This window comes from Pseudahrensia aquimaris (assembly GCF_042676045.1).
GTDB lineage: Bacteria > Pseudomonadota > Alphaproteobacteria > Rhizobiales > Rhizobiaceae > Pseudahrensia > Pseudahrensia aquimaris.
This window is the reverse complement of sequence record NZ_JBHTJV010000010.1, coordinates 26,434-49,130: the sequence shown is the minus strand read 5'-3', so window position 1 is coordinate 49,130 and position 22,697 is coordinate 26,434. Positions and strand designations below refer to the sequence as shown.

Annotated in this window: 18 protein-coding genes; 5 read left to right on the top strand and 13 right to left on the bottom strand. The window is 53.8% G+C overall.

The window, feature by feature from the left end; all coding sequences use genetic code 11:
- Positions 1 to 11: 11 nt before the first annotated feature.
- Complete coding sequence (locus tag ACFQ14_RS12025) at positions 12 to 1,211, bottom strand: amino acid ABC transporter substrate-binding protein (protein WP_377212999.1); 1,200 nt, start codon at positions 1,209 to 1,211, stop codon at positions 12 to 14.
- Between the two features lie 61 nt (positions 1,212 to 1,272).
- Positions 1,273 to 2,673, bottom strand: a complete 1,401-nt coding sequence (locus tag ACFQ14_RS12020; RefSeq protein ID WP_377212998.1) for an aldehyde dehydrogenase family protein — start codon at positions 2,671 to 2,673, stop codon at positions 1,273 to 1,275.
- 140 nt (positions 2,674 to 2,813) lie between these two features.
- On the opposite strand from ACFQ14_RS12020, the gene ACFQ14_RS12015 reads away from it, so the two are divergent.
- Positions 2,814 to 3,734 (top strand): helix-turn-helix domain-containing protein, encoded by a 921-nt coding sequence (locus ACFQ14_RS12015; RefSeq protein ID WP_377212997.1) that lies wholly within the window; start codon positions 2,814 to 2,816, stop codon positions 3,732 to 3,734.
- 21 nt (positions 3,735 to 3,755) lie between these two features.
- On the opposite strand, the gene ACFQ14_RS12010 is transcribed toward ACFQ14_RS12015, so the two are convergent.
- Genes ACFQ14_RS12010 through ACFQ14_RS12000 form a run of 3 tightly spaced genes read right to left on the bottom strand, consistent with a single transcriptional unit; the run spans position 3,756 to position 7,928 of the window.
- Complete coding sequence (locus tag ACFQ14_RS12010) at positions 3,756 to 4,829, bottom strand: lipocalin-like domain-containing protein (RefSeq protein ID WP_377212996.1); 1,074 nt, start codon at positions 4,827 to 4,829, stop codon at positions 3,756 to 3,758.
- Positions 4,819 to 7,275 (bottom strand): ABC transporter permease, encoded by a 2,457-nt coding sequence (locus ACFQ14_RS12005; RefSeq protein WP_377212995.1) that lies wholly within the window; start codon positions 7,273 to 7,275, stop codon positions 4,819 to 4,821. Before ACFQ14_RS12005 ends, ACFQ14_RS12010 begins: the two co-directional genes overlap by 11 nt.
- The gene (locus ACFQ14_RS12000; protein ID WP_377212994.1) at positions 7,272 to 7,928 is read right to left on the bottom strand and encodes an ABC transporter ATP-binding protein; all 657 of its coding nucleotides are present in this window, start codon (positions 7,926 to 7,928) and stop codon (positions 7,272 to 7,274) included. The genes ACFQ14_RS12005 and ACFQ14_RS12000 overlap by 4 nt, the downstream gene beginning before the upstream one ends.
- A gap of 150 nt (positions 7,929 to 8,078) precedes the next feature.
- Here ACFQ14_RS12000 and ACFQ14_RS11995 point away from each other — a divergent pair, with 150 nt between their 5' ends.
- Complete coding sequence (locus ACFQ14_RS11995) at positions 8,079 to 8,717, top strand: 2-hydroxychromene-2-carboxylate isomerase (protein WP_377212993.1); 639 nt, start codon at positions 8,079 to 8,081, stop codon at positions 8,715 to 8,717.
- Positions 8,718 to 8,756: 39 nt separating this feature from the next.
- Here ACFQ14_RS11995 and ACFQ14_RS11990 read toward each other — a convergent pair whose 3' ends face one another.
- From ACFQ14_RS11990 to ACFQ14_RS11965, 6 genes are all read right to left on the bottom strand, one after another.
- Positions 8,757 to 11,954, bottom strand: coding sequence for a DUF4132 domain-containing protein (locus ACFQ14_RS11990; protein WP_377212992.1), 3,198 nt, complete (start codon positions 11,952 to 11,954; stop codon positions 8,757 to 8,759).
- A gap of 1 nt (position 11,955) precedes the next feature.
- Entirely contained in the window at positions 11,956 to 12,351 is a 396-nt protein-coding gene (locus ACFQ14_RS11985; RefSeq protein ID WP_377212991.1) for a hypothetical protein, read from the bottom strand.
- Between the two features lie 156 nt (positions 12,352 to 12,507).
- Positions 12,508 to 13,428, bottom strand: coding sequence for a poly(3-hydroxyalkanoate) depolymerase (gene phaZ, locus ACFQ14_RS11980; protein ID WP_377212990.1), 921 nt, complete (start codon positions 13,426 to 13,428; stop codon positions 12,508 to 12,510).
- 61 nt (positions 13,429 to 13,489) lie between these two features.
- Positions 13,490 to 15,202, bottom strand: coding sequence for an alpha/beta fold hydrolase (locus ACFQ14_RS11975; protein WP_377212989.1), 1,713 nt, complete (start codon positions 15,200 to 15,202; stop codon positions 13,490 to 13,492).
- A gap of 13 nt (positions 15,203 to 15,215) precedes the next feature.
- On the bottom strand, positions 15,216 to 15,695 hold the full coding sequence (locus tag ACFQ14_RS11970; RefSeq protein WP_377212988.1) for a MaoC family dehydratase: 480 nt from the start codon (positions 15,693 to 15,695) through the stop codon (positions 15,216 to 15,218).
- A 29-nt stretch (positions 15,696 to 15,724) separates the two neighbouring features.
- Positions 15,725 to 17,404, bottom strand: coding sequence for a long-chain-fatty-acid--CoA ligase (locus ACFQ14_RS11965; protein ID WP_377212987.1), 1,680 nt, complete (start codon positions 17,402 to 17,404; stop codon positions 15,725 to 15,727).
- 161 nt (positions 17,405 to 17,565) lie between these two features.
- Between ACFQ14_RS11965 and ACFQ14_RS11960 the strand changes: the two genes are divergently transcribed.
- Positions 17,566 to 18,999 (top strand): WS/DGAT/MGAT family O-acyltransferase, encoded by a 1,434-nt coding sequence (locus ACFQ14_RS11960; protein WP_377212986.1) that lies wholly within the window; start codon positions 17,566 to 17,568, stop codon positions 18,997 to 18,999.
- Between the two features lie 151 nt (positions 19,000 to 19,150).
- Entirely contained in the window at positions 19,151 to 19,969 is an 819-nt protein-coding gene (locus tag ACFQ14_RS11955; RefSeq protein WP_377212985.1) for an esterase/lipase family protein, read from the top strand.
- Positions 19,970 to 19,994: 25 nt separating this feature from the next.
- Here ACFQ14_RS11955 and ACFQ14_RS11950 read toward each other — a convergent pair whose 3' ends face one another.
- Both ACFQ14_RS11950 and ACFQ14_RS11945 read right to left on the bottom strand, forming a co-directional pair.
- Complete coding sequence (locus ACFQ14_RS11950; protein ID WP_377212984.1) at positions 19,995 to 20,483, bottom strand: phasin family protein; 489 nt, start codon at positions 20,481 to 20,483, stop codon at positions 19,995 to 19,997.
- Positions 20,484 to 20,550: 67 nt separating this feature from the next.
- Positions 20,551 to 21,825 carry a DUF445 domain-containing protein gene (locus ACFQ14_RS11945; protein WP_377212983.1) on the bottom strand — a complete coding sequence of 425 codons (1,275 nt, stop codon included), beginning with the start codon at positions 21,823 to 21,825 and terminating at the stop codon, positions 20,551 to 20,553.
- Positions 21,826 to 22,106: 281 nt separating this feature from the next.
- On the opposite strand from ACFQ14_RS11945, the gene ACFQ14_RS11940 reads away from it, so the two are divergent.
- Positions 22,107 to 22,583, top strand: a complete 477-nt coding sequence (locus ACFQ14_RS11940; protein ID WP_377212982.1) for a phasin family protein — start codon at positions 22,107 to 22,109, stop codon at positions 22,581 to 22,583.
- The last annotated feature ends 114 nt before the right edge of the window (positions 22,584 to 22,697 follow it).

Here is a 22,697-nt window from a genome sequence, read left to right as displayed (position 1 = left end):
CAGGATTGGTGTTACTTCCAGCCGTCTTTGAGAATAACCGGGACTGCGCCGTCACGGTTGCGCGAGGCAACACCGCGGAACACGCCACCTTGCCACTGACCAACGGTCCAGAAAGCCTGGTTTGAATTGTTCTCGTCAAAACTGATCGGACCAAGCACGGTTTCATACGTATTGGCTTTCAGATGCTCGGTTACCGCTTTGCGGTCGAGGCCAACGGCTTCAATGGCTTGACCAAGAATTTGCAGCGAAGCGTAAGTCGTGGCTGAAGCCCAATAGTCGGGCTTTGCGCCGGTCACTTTCTCATGCGCTGCTGCATATTCCTTGAAAGCGGGGCTTTCCGGATTCACGCCACCGGCACCAAGAACACCTTCAGCTGCCGCACCGAAACGACCACCATAGGCCGGGAATGGAGTGGCAACGGCGGTGTAGAAAGCCTTCACCTTCAGATCTTCAATAATCGCCTGTTCAGTCAGACCGAACGTGTCTGGCGGATAAGACCATGCAACGAAGGCATCCGGTTCAGCGGCCGCAGCCGCTTTAATCACGGGCGACAAATCTTGCGTGCCCAGTGGATAGGACGTGTCGTAAACAATGTTGAAGCCTGCTTCTTTAAAGAGCGGACGCGCTGCTGTGGCCAATTCAATACCGAAAGCATCAGCAACATTGACCATCGCAATTTTGTCGCCCAACTGACCCGCAGCGCGCATATCGCTCAAGACTTTCACAACATCGCCAGCCAGTGCCGACGTGGTTCCTAGCGTAAAGAACATGTTCGGAAATTTCTTCGACAGGTCAGCCTGTTGGTCAGTAATGGCGGAAACCGCGATTTGCGGGTAGCCGTAGCGATCAAACAATGGAGCAGCAGCAAGGTTCAAACCCGTACCGTAAGGCGCGACGATAAAATGGGCGTCATCCTGCGTTGCAAGGCGCTGAACGGCTTTGATGGTTTCGCCGGGATTGGTCTGATCGTCGTATTCGATCAGGTCGATCTTCATTTTCTTTCCATCGACCATCAGGCCACCGGCCTCGTTGGTCTGCTCAACCCATAATTTAATTGTCGGCCACTGGGTAACGGTTGCGCCACCGGCGAGAGGGCCGGTCTTCGGTGCGACGGCACCAAGGCGGATTGTATCGGCCAGAGCTGCACCCGCCATGACGGCGCTGGAAAGCACCAGCGCTGCGGTGGCTTTTAAGAGATGTCTGCGTTTCATTGAAAGTTCCTCCTGTTAAAGTCGTGATTGATAGGCACTGCCGAGACCGCGCAGTCTTGGTTTAAAGCGGTGGCGTGCGCCCCGTGTCGTGGGTTGCGATCCAGCGCAATTCTGTAAAAGCCTCAATGGCGGATTCGCCGCCGAAACGACCGTAACCGCTATCCTTCATGCCACCGAAGGGCATGGCGGGGTCGTCGTGAACGGTTGGACCATTGATCTGCACAATTCCGCATTCCAGCCGGTCTGCGATGGCGTGAGCTTGATCCATGTCTTCGCTGAAGACTGCTGCGCTTAAACCGAAGCGGGAACCGTTGACGAGAGATATTGCCTCCTCTGCATCGGTCACCCGCAGCACGCTGGCGACGGGTCCAAAGCTCTCTTCACTAAAGATGCGCATGTTGGATGCGATGCGGTCTAACAATACCGGCTGCATCACGACACCTTCACTCTCGCCACCGGCGAGCAGGCTTGCACCTTTTTCAATGGCATCATCAATCAAGCCACGAACGCGCATGACGGCATCCGTGCTTATCATTGGCCCCAATTCGGCATCATCACCAGCTGGGTCTGCAGCCTTGATCTGGCTTACACGGCGAGCCAGCAGACTGACAAATTGATCGGCAATGGCATCAACCACAACGATCCATTCTGTCGACATACACACCTGACCCTGGTTGAAGTAGGCTCCGAAGCACGCCGCTTCGACGGCTGCTTCAAGGTCTGCGTCGGCCAGAACGATCAACGGCGCTTTGCCGGAGAGTTCAAGGACAGCTGGCTTAAAGTGTCGGGCGGCTTCCACCGCTACGTCTCGGCCCACACGGGTTGATCCGGTGAAGTTGATACGTCGTACAGATGGGTGGGAGATTAAGTGAGACACAATTTTGGATGTATTGTGCGCCTCCCCGATTACGCAGTTCAAAACGCCTTCCGGCAGATCGGCCGAGTTGAGGACTTCCACCAGCAATTCATGGGTTCGTGGGCAAAACTCAGAGCCCTTCATGATGACCGTGTTGCCACAAATAAGCGGGCTAGCAATGGCCCGCACGCCCAGAACGATCGGCGCGTTCCACGGCACTATGCCCAACACAACGCCGGTTGCCTGGCGACGCACGATGGAAGACGTTCCGGCCTCATCATTGCGGGTGACTTTGTCTTCCAGAAGCGGCGTTAGTGTTGCTGCATGCCGCAACACCTGGCATGCAAGATTGACGTTGAACAATGTCCAGCTTTCAGACGCCCCCACTTCAGTGGCGCAAACATCAACAAAATCTTGTCGTCGGGAGCCCAGTCTTTCCGCCATAGCACGAAGATGCGCCGCACGCTCAACAGGCACCATTTGAGACCAAGCCAAAAACGCAGCAGCGGCCCGTGCCGTTGCGGCGTCCGCATCGGCCGTCCAATCGCTCATATCAAGCGAATATGCCGCGCCGTTCGGCACGGCGCTTCGTTCAAAAAGCTGCATTTGTCCTCCCATGTTGCACAGCATGAAGACCTCCACACAAACTGAACAACGGGCCGATCTCAGTTGGCCTTCCCTAGCCTGATCATGTTGCGGGGAGAAAAAAATATTGAAAATTGGGCTAATGCTATGAATAATTGGGAATGAACAGCGACAAAATAGCTCCTACAGCAGATCAACGGCATCAGCAGAGCGTGTTTGCAGAGCTGATCATCAGTCCGCTTCAGGCAAAATTTTTGGGTGGCCTCGTCAGCTTTCAAACCAAGTCCTGGCAATGCGTGCTGCTGACAACTGGGAGTCTGGACCGCATTACGCCGGAAACTCAGGAAACAATTAGCGCCCCTGCCCTCGTCTGGCTCCCGGTCGAGGCCGACACCCGGCTGCGAGCTTCTGCAGGCAGCACTGGCATTTTGATTGTGTTGGACGCGACCACTCTATCAAACTCGATCGGACATAAGCCGGAGGCTGCGTCTTTGCGGTTGATGTCGTCACGGCGTTTGACCATCAATCTCACCAACATGCAGGACATGCTGCAAATCGTTCACAGCAGTCTGAACGCAATTTTGCGGGAATTGGAGCAAGCGTCCGCAGGTATGGACACCATCATCGAGGCCCATCTACGCATCGTGCTGGTGTCCATTTGGCGCAATCTTTCTCAAGGCCATTTTGATGAGAATGCTTCAACGGGGTCAGCGCTTTTGCTGGAAAGTTTTCGCCAAAGTCTGGAGACACACATGCGCGAACGCTGGCCAGTATCGCGCTATGCGCAGGAACTGGGCGTGTCGTCGGATCATCTGCATGACATCTGTACCCGCGTGCTCAACAAAGCCCCCAAAAAACTCATTCAGGAACGTCTTGCATTTGAAGCAGAGACATTGCTGGCCAAATCACAAATGACGCTGGGCCAGATCGCCGACTATCTGGGCTTCCCCAGCGCACCCCAATTCTTTGCATTTTTCAAAACTCAAACCGGAATGCCACCCGGCCGCTACCGAAAACAGATGAGAGGCCGTGCACAAAGACAGAACTCCGAATCCGATCGAACCTTCGCAGACTGGCCATGATTTGGCTGGCTGTGCTGCGCTTCAATACCCGGTCATTTCCAGATAGCCCCGCCCGGCTTTAGTTCCCTTTATGGAAACCGGGCCTTCCCAATACGGTATACTCGTCGCCATCCAACTGTCTGGATTGAGCGCGCTGATTTCGACGTCCACATCTTTTTGTGGCAGTTCCACGCGCCAGCCAGTGGGCACCCTGCGCCCGGCCACCTCGTCAGTTTTCAACGCCGTCATCTTCAACGCGCCATCGCCAAAGGCGGTTGGAGTGCCGTCAGCGCTTATCCATGTAGCGGATGTAAATGGTGCGCCGTCTTTGGTGCGCACTTGAAAGCCCATGAGCTTTTCGCCGCTGTCGAAGCTCAGAGAAACCCAGTCCCAACCCGTTTGAGTTTCCGAAAGCGGTTGGGACGACCATTCGCGGTCCAACCACGCCTCGCCAGTAACCTGTATGGATTTGCCCTCGATCCGGAGTGCGCCACTCACACGGTAAAAGGGTTGAGAGAAGTAATAGCTCGCCTGCCCGTCCGGTGATTTGACAGAATAGCCCTTGTCGCCGTGAAGCACCAAAGGGCCATTGGCGTCGAGTCTGAGATCGTAAGAAAAACCCTCGCCGTTGGCGGCGAGTTTAACCTGTGAGATTCCTTCTGTTTGGTCTGATACAGCCGTCATTTCCCAATCATCTATCCAGGCTGAAAACGGTTGAGCGCGAACGCCAGCCTGTGACACCCCACCCCGCGCTCGCCTTTCCGCAACGAAGTGAGAGGTCGCGCTGGTGAGCGCGGCGTGACCCATCCAAAGTTGACCGTTGTTCCAAGTCGAAACGGTTGATGTATCACTCGGCGGCGCGAAGGCTGAGCGGAAAAGCGTCCACTGGATACCGTAATCGTTACCGTCGTCGCCCTTGAGAGTAGACGTTACATACCACCATTCGATGCGGTAATCGGGGTGAGGTCCGTGGTCTTTTGGGAAGTCGAAGGCTTTGCCCTTTATGGGCTTTGAATAGCCATCTTGCCCTATTCCCAAGCCGCCAAAACCTTGGGCCAACACCGTCGACAAGCCGAACAGGCAAAAAAGAAGTGATGCGATCAATCTAGCGCTCATGGGTGAACACCTTCATCAGTTCTGCTGGTTGAATACGGGCCAGCCGTCGCGCGGGAATGAATGCTGCAAGACCGGCTGCCGCCATTGCAAGAAGTGCCAAGCGCAACCAGTCCAGCGGGAAGAGTTGCATCGGCAGCAACCAACCAAACGCTTCAACATTGACGACCGAAAGCAAAACCCAAGCCAGCAAAAGACCGACCGGTAGAGCGAAGATCACTGTCAACAACGCCAACACAAGGGCACGTATCAATTCCAGTTGAGCCAGGCGCTTGCGCGTGATGCCGAGCGCCCACACGGGCGCAAGTTGGGGCATCCGCATCGACGATAGTGTGAGCAAGCTGGTCAAAATGGCGAACCCTGCAACTGCGAGTGTAAGGACATTGAGCGCACTGGTGACCGAGAATGTGCGCTCGAAAATGCGAAGTGAGACCCGCTTTATGGCGTCCTGCTGGATGACATTCATTTCACCCAAATCGAATTTCTCTTTGAGTTCAGCAGCCAAATCATCCGCCATATCCGGCGCTATCCTGATGCCAAACCGCCGTTTAGGAACTTGTGGAAAGAGTTCTTCAAGAAGGCCATTGGCGATCATCACTTGCGCGGAAGGATTGCCGTAGTCTGAATACACCCCTGCAATTGGCAGCGACTGCCCCGGTGCAAAAGGTAGAACTTCTCCCACTGAAAGCGATTTCCGGCGGGCCAATTGTTCGTTCACCAACAGGGCTTGGCCTGTGGTCACACGATCCCAAACATCAGGCGATGCAGACAATAATGGCCAGTTGTCGCGATAGGTTGCGTGATCGGTCACGCCATAGATGTCGCCTTTCAGCCCCAAGATTTCCGCCTCTGTGTTCCAAATTGGCAGCACAGCGTCGGCCTTGCCTTCGAGCCACTCGCGCATTTCTGCGGCCTGCGCTTTATTTTTTGCGGTGACGTAGAGTTCAGAAGCAAGGCGTTGGTCTAGCCAACCCGTAAATGTGGTCCTGAAACTACCAACCATCGTTCCAACCCCGACATTTGCCGAAAGCGCCAGCAGCAACGCCATGAGGGCCAGCGAAAGGCCTGGCACTTGCTGTCGCGTATCTGCCCAGAACCATTGCGCCAGCGGGCCGGAAGCAAATTTTTCGCTCACACGAAGAGCCAAAGAAAATAAGGTGGGCAATGCAAGCGCAAAGCCGACAAGGAGTGAGCCCAAAAGCAAAAAGGCGGCGACCAGACCGCTGCCCCACAACGCCAAGGCTGCCGCCAGAAACAACAAAGCCATCGCCGCAATCAGTTGCACCTGTCGTTCAATGCCAGAGCGCATGGCCCATGCCCGGGGTTGAGCTGTGGCCAAAATTGGCAAGTTGCGGAGTTTGAAAAGACTGGAAGCGGCGGCGACGGCCGTTCCTATCAAAACGATTGCCAGCCCCGCCAACCACCATTCGGGACGCAGCGAAAGACTTCCATCAATCTGCGCACCATAAAGGCCTCGCAATGTTGCCGCGACGTCCGGCAACAAAAAGGACGCGATGACGTAACCAAGCACAACGCCCAACACTCCAGCAATCAGCGCAAACGCCGTCAGTTCGATCACCAGCGCGGTCGTCAACGAGGTGAGCGACAAACCCAGCGCACGCAGTGTTCTGAAAACGCTGCGCCTTTGTTCAAACGCCAAACCAATCGTGCCATGAACGATGAACAGGCCAACTGCGAATGACAGAAATCCGAAGGCGGTTAGGTTCAGGTGAAAACTGTCCGTCAGCCTGCCAGCGTCAGCGCCCTTGGTTGGTGGATTGTAAAGGAGATGAGGCGCGGTATCCGCCAAAATTTGGCCAGCGTTTTCCGGCGCTCTGAGAACACGGAGACGTGAAATGGTGTCTCCGGTGTCGAGCAAGCGAGCGGCAACAGAGATATCGGTCAGCAGGATTCCAAAGCCGAGATTGGGATTGCTTCTCAGCTTCGGTAATGCCCTGCCATCTGGCAGAGTGGTCCCTGCCAATGCTTCGATTGTCTCAGGGGACGCAAAACCGAGACTGTCTGCGGACAGCATGAGCTGCAAATCATCTGTTTCTGGACTTTGCGCGGCATTGTCGTTTCCACTTACACCCAAGTTTGATGTCAGCGGATCGACTCCGAGCAAGGTGATCCGGCTCGTTCCGACGCGCAGCCGACCCTGCACAACAGGCGTCGTTCGCCAGCCTGCCCGTTGAAGCTCGGCGAAATCTTTGACAACCAATTGCTCACCCGACTTTGCTGTGATGGTTGCGAGACCTTGGGCGCTCAATGTGGCTTCGGCCCGGTCGTAACTTGCACGAGCCTCCGCGTTGATAGCCTGCACGCCGGACCAAATGGCGGTGGCCATCGAAAGCCCTATGATGAGTGCGAACAATTGCGTGCGATTTTTGCGCCAATAGGACATCAGCGCCATCAACGCGAGGAAAAGTGGGCCGCGTTGAGCGCTCATTGTATCCGACCGGCCTTCAAGTGCAGTCTCCGATCCAACCGTGACGCAAGGCGCGTGGAGTGAGTGACCATAAGCAGTCCAGTTTGGGTTTCCGCAACGAGCTCGGCTAACAGGCTTATTATCTGGTCGGCAGTGTCTTCATCAAGATTTCCGGTCGGCTCATCGGCCAAAACGAGCTGAGGTTTGGCCGCCAGCGTTCTGCCAAGTGCTACTCTTTGCTGCTGACCACCCGATAGCTGTTCGGGATAGTGATCGAGGTGATGTGTAAGGCCCAATCTGTCAGCGAGTTCATTGCTCCAAGCCGCATCTTCACGACCAGCGAGTCGCGCATAGAAGCGCAGGTTCTCGCGAGTGTTTAAAGACGGAATGAGATTGAACTGCTGGAACACAATGCCGACCGATACACGCCGCAGTTCCGCACGCCGGGCGTCGTCCATATCTTGTAATGATTGGCCTTGGAAGAAAATATCGCCCGCGGTCGCAGCATCCAGCCCTGCTATCAGGTGCAGAAGCGTGCTTTTGCCGCTGCCAGATTCACCCGTAAGCGCCAGCGTTTCACCATTCGCCAGATCAAGGTCGATACCGCGCAGAACCGCGATGTCCCCGTCTGCAGTGGCAAACGTTTTTTCCAAATTGCGAACGGTGAGAAGCATTGGCGGAACTTACAACACATCGCGCAAAGGGCATTGCGAAATTTTAGCGCATAGATGCGGCATAGTCGTTGGTGAAATTTTGCTGTTCTGCAAGCTGCGGTTGAGTCAGACTGCGAAGGTCGCTTGGCAAACAAGGCAAAGTTTTTTTTAATGCAACGGATTGAATACGTCTATTCCGCTCATTCCGCTTTTGCCTATATCGGCTCGAAGCGGCTTATGGAAATTTGCGCGAGACATGGCGTGCAATTGGTTCATCGACCAGTGCTGTTATCGCCTGTCGTCGAGGCGCAAGGCAGTCTTCCGTTCCGCGCGCGAACACAAGCGCATGTTGATTATTTCTTCGGGCGCGAGATCGAGCGCTGGGCGCAATATCGTCATGTTCCCGTCGTGAATTTTCGACCCACCCACCATGACGCCGATTACAGCCTTGCGTCAGGAATGATCATAGCGCTCGGTGACAGCGGGGAGCAGGTCGACGCAATGGCCCACGCGGTTTTGCAGGCACACTGGCAATACGATGCAGATTTATCAGATCGTGCAGCGCTGCGCTTGATCGCTTTAACACTGGGACACGATGCCGATGCACTTCTCGCTGTGGCAGAGTCAGAAGCAATTCAGCAAAAGTTGCAGGAAAATTGCGTGTGGGCAAAAGAACGGAATATTTTTGGATCACCGACCTACATTCTGGATGGCGATCCATATTATGGCCAAGACCGATTGGAGATTTTGGAGCACGCGCTCGCCAATCCGTTTGCACCAAGCGGTTGGACCAATCCATCGGTGAATTGATGGCTCAAGCGTCTAGCCGCCACAACTTTCCGCACAGATCTAGATTTGCCCTAAAATTACGGGATCCGTGATCTTGTCGTCGTCAGCTAAAAGCCTCGCTTTTGATAAGATGAGGCTCAGCGTCGTATCGCCCGTAAAGGGGAGATAGATCGTGTTTGTGGATGGCAAGCCCGCTGGAACGATGCAGATGTGTCGCCTTTGCGGCATCAAGCAGACGGCACCAGAGCCAATGTGGATGGCGTAGTTGTGTTTTTTGCCGGTCACGGTCAGCACATTACCTTCAATCGAACAGACCTTCGACAGGCTGGTCAACTTAGGCAGAACCATTTCGATTACATCGCGACGCATCTTTGCGCTCGTGCCTAAATCAGCAGAGACAGCGCGTTGCCAGTATTCATTGGCAATAGCAGCCCAAGCATCAGGATGCTGGGCATCATCGCCTCTGTCTTCCCATTCGGGATCGGTCGCAATCGACGCCACTGAGGTGAACAGGTCGCAGTGGCGCAACATTTCTGAAAAGATCATTGGAGGCAAATCCTCCAGCGCAACCTTTTCCCCTCGGTTGAAACGAGCGTCGGGATCTAGTTTGTGAAACTGAAGTCGGTCGGTGGAGAGGAATTTCAGGCTGCCTGAATCAAGTGCTGGACCTTGCTTGCCGCCGAACCCTTGGTTCCAAAACTCGGCCTGAAGGCCATGTGCGGGCAATAGAATGCGCATAGGCTCATCATCGGGTGTGTCAAAAACCGTGCGGTGGGAGCAAGCCCATCCATTGTCACGGGCCAATGCTATCGTTTGGTGTTGCTTAAGGACGTGGCCAGCGAAGCGATTCGTGTATGTCTGCGTCTCTCTTTCGGCATCAGTGAGTTCGTAGGTTTCGCGGAACACCTGACGGAAAGGCTGGATGATTTCATCAGCAACGATGCGTTCGCGCCATGCCGCGATTTCATCAGCTGAAGACATGGTGGGGTGCCAAAGCGATATCTTTGTGTCGGTTAGGTCAATGGCGTTGCCGTCAGGGTCAATAGCATTGCCATCGGGGGCAAGGAAGGTCCTTTGCCCGGCTTCTCCTTGCGCCCGCCAGACCAGCCTGCGCGACAAAACTCCGACTGTTTCGTGATCATTGTAGCGTGTCTGCCAGTCTTTTGCGGCAAGCACACGCTCTTGCAGGTAAAGCCCTTCAATCCGCCTGCTTTGGGTCAGCAAGTCGATATTGGCTTCCTTTACAACCATGCGAGCGCGCTTGATGGCACCAGAATCTTTATCCTTGATGGCCGCATTGGGCGCTTTGAGCGGTTTGCCGTCTGCGTTGAACCAAGAGAGTTTGGCCTTGCCATCGGCAAATGTCAGCTCGCAACGACCTTGCGCGAAATCTGGTAAGGCTTTGGCGCTTAACAGGCCATGGTCAGGGACTATCGTTTCGTCAAGATCGGCTCGTGAAATGCCGGCAGCATGCGCGGTAGCGGTTAGGGTCGCTTCCAGAAGTTTGCGCACTTTGGGATATTTCGTCCGCGCCAAGATGCGTGCGAGGTAGGGAGCGCCCGCACCTTTGGGCAGATTTCCAAGCGCCCAGAGGCAAGCATTGCCTGCTCTTTCGTTGGTCAAGCCTTTACCAGGCTTTGGCTTGTAGCAATCCATCGCTATGTCCGCGAGTGACGGGGCAACGGTATCTGACGGCAGGAAGCTGCTGGCCCAAATCAGCGGACTGTAGGACATTTTGCCCGTGCCGATTCGAACGATCCGTTCGTGCAGATTTTCGGTCTGAAGTGATTTCACGTCTTCATGGATCAAAGACAGATTTTCCAGAATGTAAGGCTGCGTCTCTTCAGTGATGAAGGCTTGAAAAAGAGCGATATCCTTTTTGGCTGGGCGTGCGCCAACTTTCATGGATTTCAGATCTTGCTCGAAGATCTCAATGCGGCCCTGCTTGCTCTTACTTTTTTGAACCCGCTCGTCGTTTTCTGCACGCAGATCTTCATCGGTCAAAAACGCATCGGCCAGTATCTTATGATCCTCTGTTGTCACATCGTGGCAGATGAAATGGCGCAAATCATCGTCGTCTCTCGGCAGCGCTTTGGCAAGTTTTTTTAACGCGGTTCTATTCAAGCCAGCCTCAAGAACAGACCTCTTGCCACTAGGATGCGTGCGAACGATCCTTCGGCTGATTTCTACAGCCTCGTCCGCAGAAAATGAAATTTTTCGCCGACACTGACGACAAAAGAAATATTTGTCTTCTAGAAACCGAATGATGCCGCGCAGGAGATCAAACTCTGCATACCGCGCTGTGTGATTATTGAGATTTCCTTTCTTACGTTGTGCTTCGATCACTGCCACCAACCTAATGACTTCGCACAACGTCGTGCCTTTTTCGGCGGGTGCTAGCTGGATGAACTGTTCTTTGAGTTCATCGTATGCGTTTTCCGTTGCTGGCTGGTTTCGTGTTTCGCCGTCGATATAGTCCACTACCTTATCGAAGATAGGCCTCAACGTCGAACTGTGCGCCGCAGACTGAAGGCTTTTGGCGGTTTCTTTGATACCTTCTACGTTGCGCATCCATGCCTGCACCCAAGGGTGATTGGAAGGATCCTCTCCCGTCAACCTGACCAGCTTTTCGATGTTTTCCCGGCCTTCGTCAGAGTATTGCCACTGGAACGATTGTCCCGGCTTCGCCAGAGAGTTGATCGCCTTCTGCAGGCCTTTATCAACGGGAGCCTCAAAAGAACAAATGAGCAACGCAGCAATGCCAATCAATGGCTCACCCGATTTTGGCAACTCATGGGGGGCAAACTCATTGGGGGCAGTCAGCGCGCGCATTTCTTTTGTTTGCAAAAGAAAACGTGCGTCGTGTTGGGTAAGCCGCAGGTAAGTGTTCCTGTGCCATTGGGAATTAAGCGATTGGATGATAATGTCCGCCGCATCGATTCTGGGGGGCGGCGGTTCCAATCCCTGAGAGTATTCTCGGAAGCTAAGCAGGCTCAGCAGCCAAAAAATCTGCCCACGGATCTCAGGTGCCGATTGTTCAATCGTCGCGCTCCATCGGGTGTGGAATCTGTTTCTGAGTTCGTTCAAGAGAACTCTGCGTTCTTCACCCCAGTCCAATGACGGCTGCGCCACCTGTGCCGGCATGTCTTTGAGCATGGCATCTACGAGTTCAATGCCCGTGCCTTTATCGGGGTCGATAATCGACAGCTTGTTTAGCCGTTGAAAGACGCTGGTGCCCTTGGAAAACCGACCGAACATCTCATCCTCCCCGAAGGGGAATGAGGCGCAGGAAAATAGCTTCGTTTTCCCGCATGACGTTTACTTTTTCATCAAGACTTTCCACCTGCACGCCATTCCAGATGAAAAAGAACGCATTATTCCGGAACGCTTCGAGCGCAATGTTTTTGGCCTTGGCAACATCGGGCTTGGCGTCTTTCAGCCTCAAATCAAGGCCCGGTTCTATCAGCGGCGCTGCCGCTTCGTGATCAATAGCAAGCAGTGGTGCATCACATTCAAGAGCAACGCGCTGTTCTATTATATTGCGCACCGACACTTCGGCCTGTGCCATTTCCATCGAAAAAGCAGGGACGGGCACAGCATCTTTTCTTGCGCCCAAAAGTTGATCGAAGACCTCGATCCTAGCAATCTCCACCAATCATCCGCTCCCGTGATCCGCTAACATTGCGTGCATCATGCATAGGAGTGGGAAGGGAACTGTTATCACGTTCCGGCTAAGTGGGATCAGCGTTAAGAAAGTCTAGCCAGTAGGCCGCGCTCCCAAACCCAGTCGCTTTATTGACAAGACGCGGGCTTAACCCTTGAGGAATTCTTCGATCCGAAGCGCGCTCTCTTCCGGTCTGGTGACCAAGAAAAGGTGCCCGTTGTCGATCAATTCCAACTCGGCATTTGGAATGAGTCGTGCCAGCATTTTCGCGTTTACAACAGGAATGAGCGGATCATCGGTGCCGGCCATGACCAGTGTCTTTTGCGGAATGCGCCACAGCCAATGAATGCTGGTCCAACCGGCCATCCCGAGCAATTGCAACGTGTATCCGGCGTTGGATGCGGGCTTCATCGCCTTGATGTGCGGGGCGATCAGTTCGCGGTCGCCCCGGAAGTCTCCGCCGTAGATTTCAGCCGCAATTTCGCGCATATAGCCCGGCGTTGTATAGCGCTTGATGTTGCCCATCTTCGACAACACGCTTGGCTTGCCTGGAACCATTGTCCAACCGGGCGCGGTAGCGCACAAAATCAGGCGACGCACCATTTTGGGATATTGATAGGTGAATTGTTGAGCCAATCCACCGCCCCATGAGACCCCTGATACGTCCACTTTGTCGTGGCCCAAAATCTCGATCAGGCGTTTTGCCATGCGCGCCAGAGTGCGCGGACGGTAGGGCAATTTCGGCATAGGCGAGCCACCAACTCCGGGGACGTCAAAAATGATGCTGGACGACTTTTCCAGCGCCGAGAGGAAAGGAAATCCGACTTCGAGATTTGCGCCAATTCCGTTGAACATCAAAAGCGGCGGCAAGCTTGGATCAGCGCCCTTGGGCGTGCGCGTGGCAACTTTGAGAAGTTGACCGTCAACATTGATCATGCGTACTTCAATGTCGCTGTAGCCTTCGGCCCACTCAGACTGTGAAGCCTCAGGCACACTCGCCACCTTCTTTTTCGATCGTGCTTTTGTGCGTACCGATGGTGAAAATCCGTCTACCGTTGTTGAAACCATAACGCTTGCCCCTTGCGTTTAAGTGATGCTGAAAATCGGCGCTCGCGCCGTGCGTGTCGTCCTACTCTTCGAATATATACGTCCCTGGCGCTGGCCCCAACGATGGGTATTTCTTGTTGCCCGGCTGCTTTGGCGCTTTCACGGGTTCGCCAGAACGCTCCTGCAAAAACTTGCCCCATTTAAGCCACCAAGAGCCTTCTTTTTTGACAGCAGTTTCAGCCCATTCGTCAGGGCTGTCGGATTTAGCAAGCCCACCAACATACCAGGATTTCGGGTTTCCGGGCGGATTCAGCAGGCTTTGGAGATGGCCAGAATTCGACAAGATAAATTGCGTATCATCACCGAATATCCGAGCTGTCTCATACACCGCTTTCCAAGGTGTGATGTGGTCTGTCGTTCCAGCAATGATCATCGTGTCGTGCTTCACCTTCGTCATATCAACGGGGTGACCATTCAGCGAAAGCGTGTTGGGGTTCATGAATGGGTTGGTGAAAATCATGTCCAAGAAGTCTGCGTGCAGTCCCGCTGGCAGGCGGGTCGTATCAGCGTTCCAATAGAGAACATCGAAAGCCGGCGGCTTGTTGCCGAGCAGATAATTGTTGACCCAATAATTCCATATCAGATCGTTTGGCCGCATCCACGCGAACATTTTGGCCATGTCCTGACCGTCCAGAACACCACGCGTTGCAGACGCCTGCTTGGCCAGCATGACGCTTTCGGGCGAGACAAGCGCTGCAAAATCACTGTCGGATTCAGCAGCCGTGTTCAGCACGCAAACGGCGAGTACAAGCGAATTGATCTTCTTGGATTTGTTCTGCGCAGCCAGCCATGCGGTATAGGCAGAAAGCGTAATGCCCCCGGAACATGAGCCCATCATGTTGACGGACTTCTCGCCTGTAATGGCCATGGCCGCTTCAACAGCCTCGTCCAGAGCCTCAATATAAGTGGCAAGCGTCCAATCACGCTGATCCGCCGTCGGGTTGCGCCACGATATGCAATAGGGCTGGATACCTTGGCTCAACAAAAACTGAATCATCGATTTCTCAGGTGCTAGATCAACGCTATAATATTTGTTGATCTGCGGCGGCACCAGCATGAACGGTTTGGGGTGAACCATTTCAGTGTTCGCCGTGTAGTGGATCAGTTCCAAGACCTCGTTCTTGAAGATCACGTGACCAGGTGAGGTCGCCAAATTCTCACCAACCTTGAACTTCGAAGCATCCACAGACGAAGGCAAGCCACCGTTTTTGGTCATATCGTCAAAGAAGTTCTTCAAACCCGATACAGCGCTCAGCCCGCCTGTATCGACCAGCGTTTTCAACGCGGTCGGATTGGTCCACAGCATGTTTGATGGTGCCATCGCGTCAGTGAAAATTGATGAAACAAGCCTTGCCTGCGCCGCTTCACGCTCACTCAAATCCATTTCTTCAACGGTTTGAGCCACAGCTTTCTGCCAAGCCAGATAAGACTGCATCAACGCCTTGTTAAGAGGGTTTTTCTGCCAGGCTTTATCGGCAAAGCGACGGTCCTTGGCGTCGGGCTCGGTGGTTGATGAATTGGTAAGAATGTTCGTGAACTCGCCAGCCAAATCGAGCCATTGGCGGGCCATTTTTTCAGGTTGCGTCGCCATGGCGCGCATGACGGTGGCGGACGCCTTCAAGACATCGCGGCCTGCCATGCCAACAATCGGGTTCAACGCTAGCGTGGCTTCTGCTGCGCTCTGCGCGATGTCCTCAGCGACACTTGATCTCTTTTTGCCTTCGTTATCACTCATCTCGAAAGTCCTCTTATGTGACGGCCTTTGGGCCTGCCACAAGCATTGCTAGCGTTCGTGCGGCGACTGCCGGTTTGTCTGCACCCTCAACTTCCATCGTGTTATCGGTGGTCATCAGATACTGGCCGTTGCCTTTATCCTCGAAGGATACCAGTTGAACATGCAGGCGCACCTTGGAACCGACGGTGACGGGTGTAATAAAGCGGACTTTGTCCAAGCCATAATTGACTGCAGCTACCGTTCCGTGTGGCGCTATATCCAAATTCATGGTCAGAGGTGCCAACAGCGATAGGGTCAGATAGCCGTGGGCGACAGGCGCGCCGAAAGGACTTTCCTTTTTGGCGCGCTCCACATCCACATGAATCCACTGCTTGTCGCCGGTCGATTCAGCAAAACCGTTGATCATGTCCTGATCTACTGTGACCCAATCGGACGAGCCGAGAGGCGCATCTTTCATCGTAGCCATTTGCGCGAAGGATCTTCTTTCACCCATTATCAAGCACTCCTGTTTCCGCTGGCCAGCTACGCCGCTGCTTCATCACGCAATTCGCGGCGTAGAATTTTGCCCACATTCGTCTTGGGAAACTCGTCGCGGAACTCGATGTATTTAGGTTTTTTGTAACCTGTTAGATGCTCTGTGCAGTAAGCCCGCACATCGGCTTCGCTCAAGTTCGGGTCGCTCTTGACGACAAATAGTTTAATCGCCTCGCCAGATTTCTCGTCCGGCACACCAACGCAGGCACATTCCAGAACGCCCGGGCAAGAGCCTGCAACGTCTTCCAACTCGTTGGGGAAAACGTTGAAGCCTGAGACGATAATCATGTCCTTCTTACGGTCCACAATACGGGCATAGCCGTTGGGCTCCATGATGCCGATGTCGCCGGAGAGGAAGAAGCCGTCTTTTGTAAAGGCCGCCTCGCTGGCTTCCGGTTGCTGCCAATAATCGCGCATGACCTGTGGGCCTTTGATCGCGATCTCTCCGCGCTCTCCGATGGGAACTTCATTACCATCGTCGTCGACCATTTTCACATGGACACCCGGCATCGGCAGACCAACGGTGCCGGTGAAGGCGTCAGTATTGGTTGGGTTGCAGGTGATGCCTGAGCTTGTTTCCGTCAGGCCGTAGCCTTCGCAAATTGCGCAGCCGGTAATTTCAAGCCAACGCTCCGCCACAGCTTTCGTGACAGCCATGCCGCCACCGTTTGAGATCCGCAATTGCGAGAAGTCCAGTTTGGCAAATTCCGGGTGAGCCGCAAGCCCGTTAAACAATGTGTTCACAGCAGGCATGATGTGGAAACGGTATTTGGCCATTTCCTTGATCGACGCATCAAGGTCGCGCGGATTGGGAATAAGCACACACAGGCCGCCGGCCTTTGTCGCAAGCAACGAACAGGAGACGAAAGCAAAAACGTGATAGAGCGGCAGCGCACAAATGAAAGTCATTTGCCCTTCAATTGGCTTGCGCTGCAAACCCGGCTTGAGCCACTGCTCAGACGCGAGCAGCGCCGCGATCAACGTACTGTGCAGAAGCGTTGCGCCCTTCGAAAGGCCGGTCGTGCCGCCTGTATATTGAAGCACGGCAACATCATCGCCCGACAATTGTGCTTTTTGCAGTGTCTTGCCTGCGCCTTTGGCCAATGCGTCTTTGAACTTAACCGATCCGGGCAGCGAGTAACCGGGAACCGCTTTCTTAATGTTACGCAGGACGAAATTGACAATCGCACCCTTTGGAAAGCCGAGCATTTCACCAATCGACGCAACGATTGTGTGCTTCACGGGTGTCCGGGCGACAACCTGTTGCAAAACTGTCGCGAAGTTCTCGAGGATAATGATTGCTTTGGCACCGGAATCATTAAGCTGATGCTCCAGCTCACGCTCGGTATAAAGCGGGTTGACGTTCACCACGATAAAGCCAGCGCGCAAGATGGCCGCACAAGCAACCGGATATTGCAGGACGTTGGGCAGCATGATCGCTACACGGTCACCACGCTCCAGACCCAAGCTCTGTAGATAAGCTCCCATAGCGGCAGATTTTTCATCCAACTCGCCGTAAGTGAGAAACTTGTCCATCAGGACATAGGCTTTGTCGTTTCGGTATTTGGAAAAGCTCTCTTCGAGTAAGTCTACCAGAGACCCGTATTGACTTACGTCCACATCAGTGGCCACACCCGCCGGATATTCCTTATGCCAGATTTGTTGCATTTCTTCCTCCCAGATCAATGCGGACCTTAAATCTTACCTAATAGTAATATAGGGTTTTGGCAGCTTGCCAAGGCAAACAAAGACTCCTTGCTTGCGAACCCCTTGCTTTAAGCGTCAAATTTGAATTTGCTGTCGGTCAGGAAAAGTATGGATGTGAACCAATGGACCAGTTGAGCGGTATAGACGCGTCGTTTCTCTATTTCGAAACCAAACGAACACCTATGCATGTGGCCGGCTTGACGCTCTACGACATGCCAGAGGGCTTCAAAGGCTCAATCTACAAGCACTTCCGCTCGTTCTTTGAATCACGCATTCATCTGATCCCCATTTTCCACCGAAAGCTGGCCCGCACCGTCTTTGAACTTGACCATCCGGGTTGGGTTGATGCTGGCGAGTTGGATCTCGACTACCACCTACAATCGGTGAAACTACCGAAGCCCGGCAGCCAAGCACAGCTGGAAAAGCTGGTGGCAGAAATGCACGCGGAGCCTTTGGATCGCAAAAAACCGCTGTGGCAGTTCACGATCATTGACGGTTTGGAAAAAGGACCAAACGGCGAAAAGCGGGCGGCGATGTATTCGAAGGTCCACCACGCCGCCATCGACGGCGGTGCCGGGATGGTCATCACCAAGGCGCTTTACGATCTTGGCCCAGTTCCGCGCGAAGTTGAGGCGGCAGAAGAGCGTAAGGCTACCCGCGTGCCAACGATGGCGGAGCGTGCGATTTTGGGCGCGCATGATTTGATGACCAATGCCGTTACCCAACAATTGAAAGCTCTGGAGGCCATTCCCAAAGCGATGGAACAAGCGCTGGATATGGCAACCAAGATGGCGAAAGCCGATCCGCGCCAACTGGCCGACCAGCAACTCACAGCGCCAAAAACGCCCTTCAGCATTACGATGGGCAAAGGTCGTTCCTACGCAGCCCGTACAGTCCCGCTTTCCAAAGCCAAAGAGATCGGGAAGCTCACCGGCACGAAACTCAATGATGTGGTAATGGCAACATGCTCGGGCGCAATGCACCATTACCTGAAAGAAAAAAAGAAGCTGCCTTCTACGCCGCTTGTGGCCTTTGTTCCCATGTCGATCCGCGAGGCAGGCAATACCGATATGAACAATCAGGTATCAGGCATGAATGTGCCACTGGCAACGCAGGAAAGCGATCCGGTCAGACGCCTGATGGAAATTTACAAGCGCTCATCGGAGCGCAAAGATGTGGCCAGCAGCGTCAATCCGCTCATGCCGACCGACTACACTTTTATCGGCGCACCCCACGTGTTGTCAGGCTTGATGCGGCTTTATGGCGACACGCAGTTGGCGGACGTCATACCCCAAGCTGTGAACGTCTGCATTTCCAACACTATGGGACCGCCGATTCCTCTTTATTGCGCGGGTGCGCAAGTCACAGCACTTTATCCTGTGTCGATTGTTACCCACGGCGTTGGCCTCAACTTCACGGTGCAAAGCTATCTCGACGGGTTGAATTTTGGCATGACGGGCGGCCGTCGAGCGGTGCCGGATATCGACGTGTTGTCTGACATGCTGGTCGCTGCATTCGATGAATTGTATGACGCAGCCAAAGCGCAGGCGACTTAGGATGGCACCAAACAAGGGTACATCGTGGTAAATTGTGATCGCAGACGGTTTGCAATTACATCATCTATGCATCATTTTGTCATAGAATCTTAAGTTGGGAGGCTGAAGATTCGTAAAGGCAATGGCCCGTTTGGTGGCCTGGGAGGACTTTATGACATCTGCTACCGCGCACGCTGCGGGAGTGTCGGACGACACGACCCCAATTTCTAAAACACCGCCGAGCAAGAAATTGCTGCTTATGGAACTTAGGGCTTTGCCGGAATTGTTCGGCTTTGCGGCCTCACTCCCCAGCATGCTGGCTCTTGCGCCGCGGGGAGACGGTCAACCCGTGCTTGTTCTTCCAGGCCTGGCGACTTCCGACAAGTCCACCATCTCCCTGCGAACGTTTCTCAGCGCCAAGGGCTACCCGACCTATGGTTGGGATATGGGCCGCAATTACGGCCCCCTGCCGGGCATTGAAGATGGCCTCAAATCCCGCTTAAGCGGATTGGCAGACAAATATGGCCGCAAAGTTTCCGTTATTGGTTGGAGCCTCGGCGGCATCTATGCGCGCCAACTGGCAAAAATGATGCCGGATCACGTCCGTCAGGTGATAACGCTCGGCTCGCCGTTTTCCGGAGACCCTCGCGCCACAAACGCTTGGAAAGTCTATCAGTTTACCAGCGGCCATAAGGTTGACGATCGTGATAGCCATATGGGTGGTCATATTTCGGATGCCCCTTCGGTGCCGACGACAGCCATATATTCAGAGTCTGACGGCATCTGTGCTTGGCGCAATTGCGTTGAGGAAGGCGGCGAGCATCTGGAGAACATCCGTGTGCGTTCCAGCCATTGCGGACTCGGTCACCATCCGGCTGCCGTCTATGCAATAGCAGATCGCCTCGCGCTGAAAGAGAACGAGTGGAAACGGTTTGACCGTCAGGGCGTTAAAGGGCTGGTCTATCCCAAAGCCTTCGGCATGGCTCAATAGTCAGCCGTGCTGTCGAAGTTAAGCTCTAGCTCGGCTTGATCGGCGGCTCGTCACCACCACCATCTGATTTGCCGCTATCCATCGCTGATTTGATCTCTTCGATGCTCTCTTGAACGCGTGTTTTCAGAACATTCATGTTTTCCGTGCTGACATTCCTCAGCACCTCGCCCATGCTCGTGGCGTTCTGAATCGTGGATTCAAATGCCTTTTTTGCAAACTCTGCCTGGTCGGCAACAACATCGCGGGCATTTTCCTTGTTCAGACCGCCATCGCGGGCGTCCTGCACCATGTGGGTGATGTCCGCGAGCGCATTTTCCAGTTGCTTGCGCTGTTCGTTCATGATGGCTTGCGCGCCTTTGGTTGTATTCTGAGCGGCAGCCTCAAGTGCGCGAATATTCTTGCGGTGATGATTGACGACATCTTCAATGGTCACGCTCGGCAGCTTCAGATTACGCCCGAAGCTCTTGAAAGCGTTTGTAAAGAGATCTGCGCCGTTTTCAGATTTGTCGCTCATGGGTCAACTCCTTTTAAGCTGCCTCATCTTGCAGCCCGATCTTTGTTTGAGTCAAACGCTTGGCCGTTTACAACAAAATCGAGATATCAAGTGCGTGGAGAATAAGACCGGCAATACCGCCGATAATCATCCCGTTGAAGCGAATATACTGCAAGTCGCGGCCGACATTGGCCTCTATAATCGTGACGAGGTGGCGGAAATCCCATGAGCGGACTTGATCGGAAACAAAGGCTGAGACATTGGATTTCTGATCCGCTACGAGGGAATCCAGCGCTGAAACCATTCCCTCATTGATGGTCGTCCGCAGCTTCTCGTCCTTTTCCAATTGGCGCGCCAACCCGACCAACATCCCTGTCAATTGTTGGGCCAAGGCCGGGTTTTGCCGCTGGGCATCCTTAGCGATGTAAGCGCCAAGATCGCTCCACACGCCATCGGCAAGAGACGCGATTTCAGGATTGCCCAGAAGATCGGCCTTTAATCGCTCAACGCGCCTGCCAAAACGGCGAGACGATTTCATGCGTTCGACATAGTTTTCGAAGAGTTCCTGAAACTCTTCGCGCAGCGGGTGGTTGGGATCTTCCTTCACATCTTTGAGCAAGCCACCGCTGGCACTAACGATGCGTTTTATGATGAGGCTATCGGCTTGGAAAACATACAGCAGCGTTGGCAATTCCTCCGCCACCCGCTTCTGTATGCTCTTTAGAGTGGCCTCGTCGTGCATCACGTCATCAAGCGCATCAATGATTTCGTCCAAAAGTATTTGATAGCGACCGTCTTTGACGAATGAATCGATGAGCTTGGTCGCAACCGGGGCGATGTCGGTCTTCAACAATTGCTTGCCAATATGCTTGGCCCCAAATGTTTTGAACCCGCTTTCCTCAATGGCCGCTAGAATGTCCGGGACGAGACGAACGACGAAATTCGACAATTCCTGCGATTTTTCGCGGTCTCCAAGCCAAGTCACGATATGAGCAGCAAAGTCCATTTGCTGAAGTTTTTCCCGCACCACACCTTGAGAGAGAAAATTGCGCTCCAAAAATTGACCCAGATTATCCGCAATGCGCTGCTGGTTTGCCGGGATGATCGCAGTGTGCGGAATTTTCAGACCGGCTGGATGCTTGAACAAGACCACAACCGCGTACCAGTCTGCGAGTCCGCCGATCGTGGCCGCTTCCGCAAAGGCTGCAATGAAGCCCAGCGTCGGCGCCCATTGCGGAAAGGCGGCAGATGATGCGCGAGCGGCCACGAACAGCACAAAGCAAGCAATCAGCACACCTGTCGCCAAACGCTTCACGCGTTTGAGCTGAGCCAGCTTTGCCTGTTCGTCCGGGCCTAACTCCATAACGTGCGCTCAATAGCCATTTCAAAGGGTTCAATGACAGCCAAACTAGGCTCGCAGTTCGATAAACTGCAAGCGAATTGATCAAACAGGGAAATCATGCAAAATAATCCAAAATTCAACCCATTGAAAATATTGACTTATTTAATTTTCTCAAACAAATTTTTACGTAAACGTCAATTTTTGTTGCATCGCACAAGAATTTACCCTAGATAAGGGTTGTTCCTCACGCCATAGCGGGTGGGGCAAACACGAAAACACCATAGCTTTTAAAGGATGGAACCATGACTAAGACTACGAAAAAAACTGAAGAAGCCGTCAAAATCGAAGATGCTGCCTCCGCTGCGAGCAAAGTGACCACGAAGGTTGCTGAAGGCACCCGCGAATTCGTCCGCCGCTCTGCCGCAACTGCCAAAGAGCGCACAGATGATTTCTACGAAACAACAAACAAATTCAATTCTGGTCTCGAGTCCGCGTTGACCCGCGTTGCTGGTGGATACGTCTCCATCCTCGGTGGCATTGCCGCTGCAACCCACGAAAACGTTACTCACGCTCTTACGACAGTCGAGAAACTGGCTAACGCTGAATCGGTTTCCGAAGCTGTTCGCATCCAGTCCGATTACGTTCGCGAAAGCACAAGCGCTAACATCGGCCGCGCCCGTGACGCTGCTGAAATCGTTCGCGATATGGCTGGCGAAAGCGTGAACATGGTTCGCGAGAACGCTATGAAAGCATGGCCCTATGGTCAGAAAGCTGCCTAAAGCAGCGCAATAGGTCTTAAGCCCCGCCAACCCTCCTCCCAGATAGGTGGGGCAATAAGCAGGAAACCCCGTCAGATCACTCTGGCGGGGTTTTTTCCTTTAATCGGGTAAATC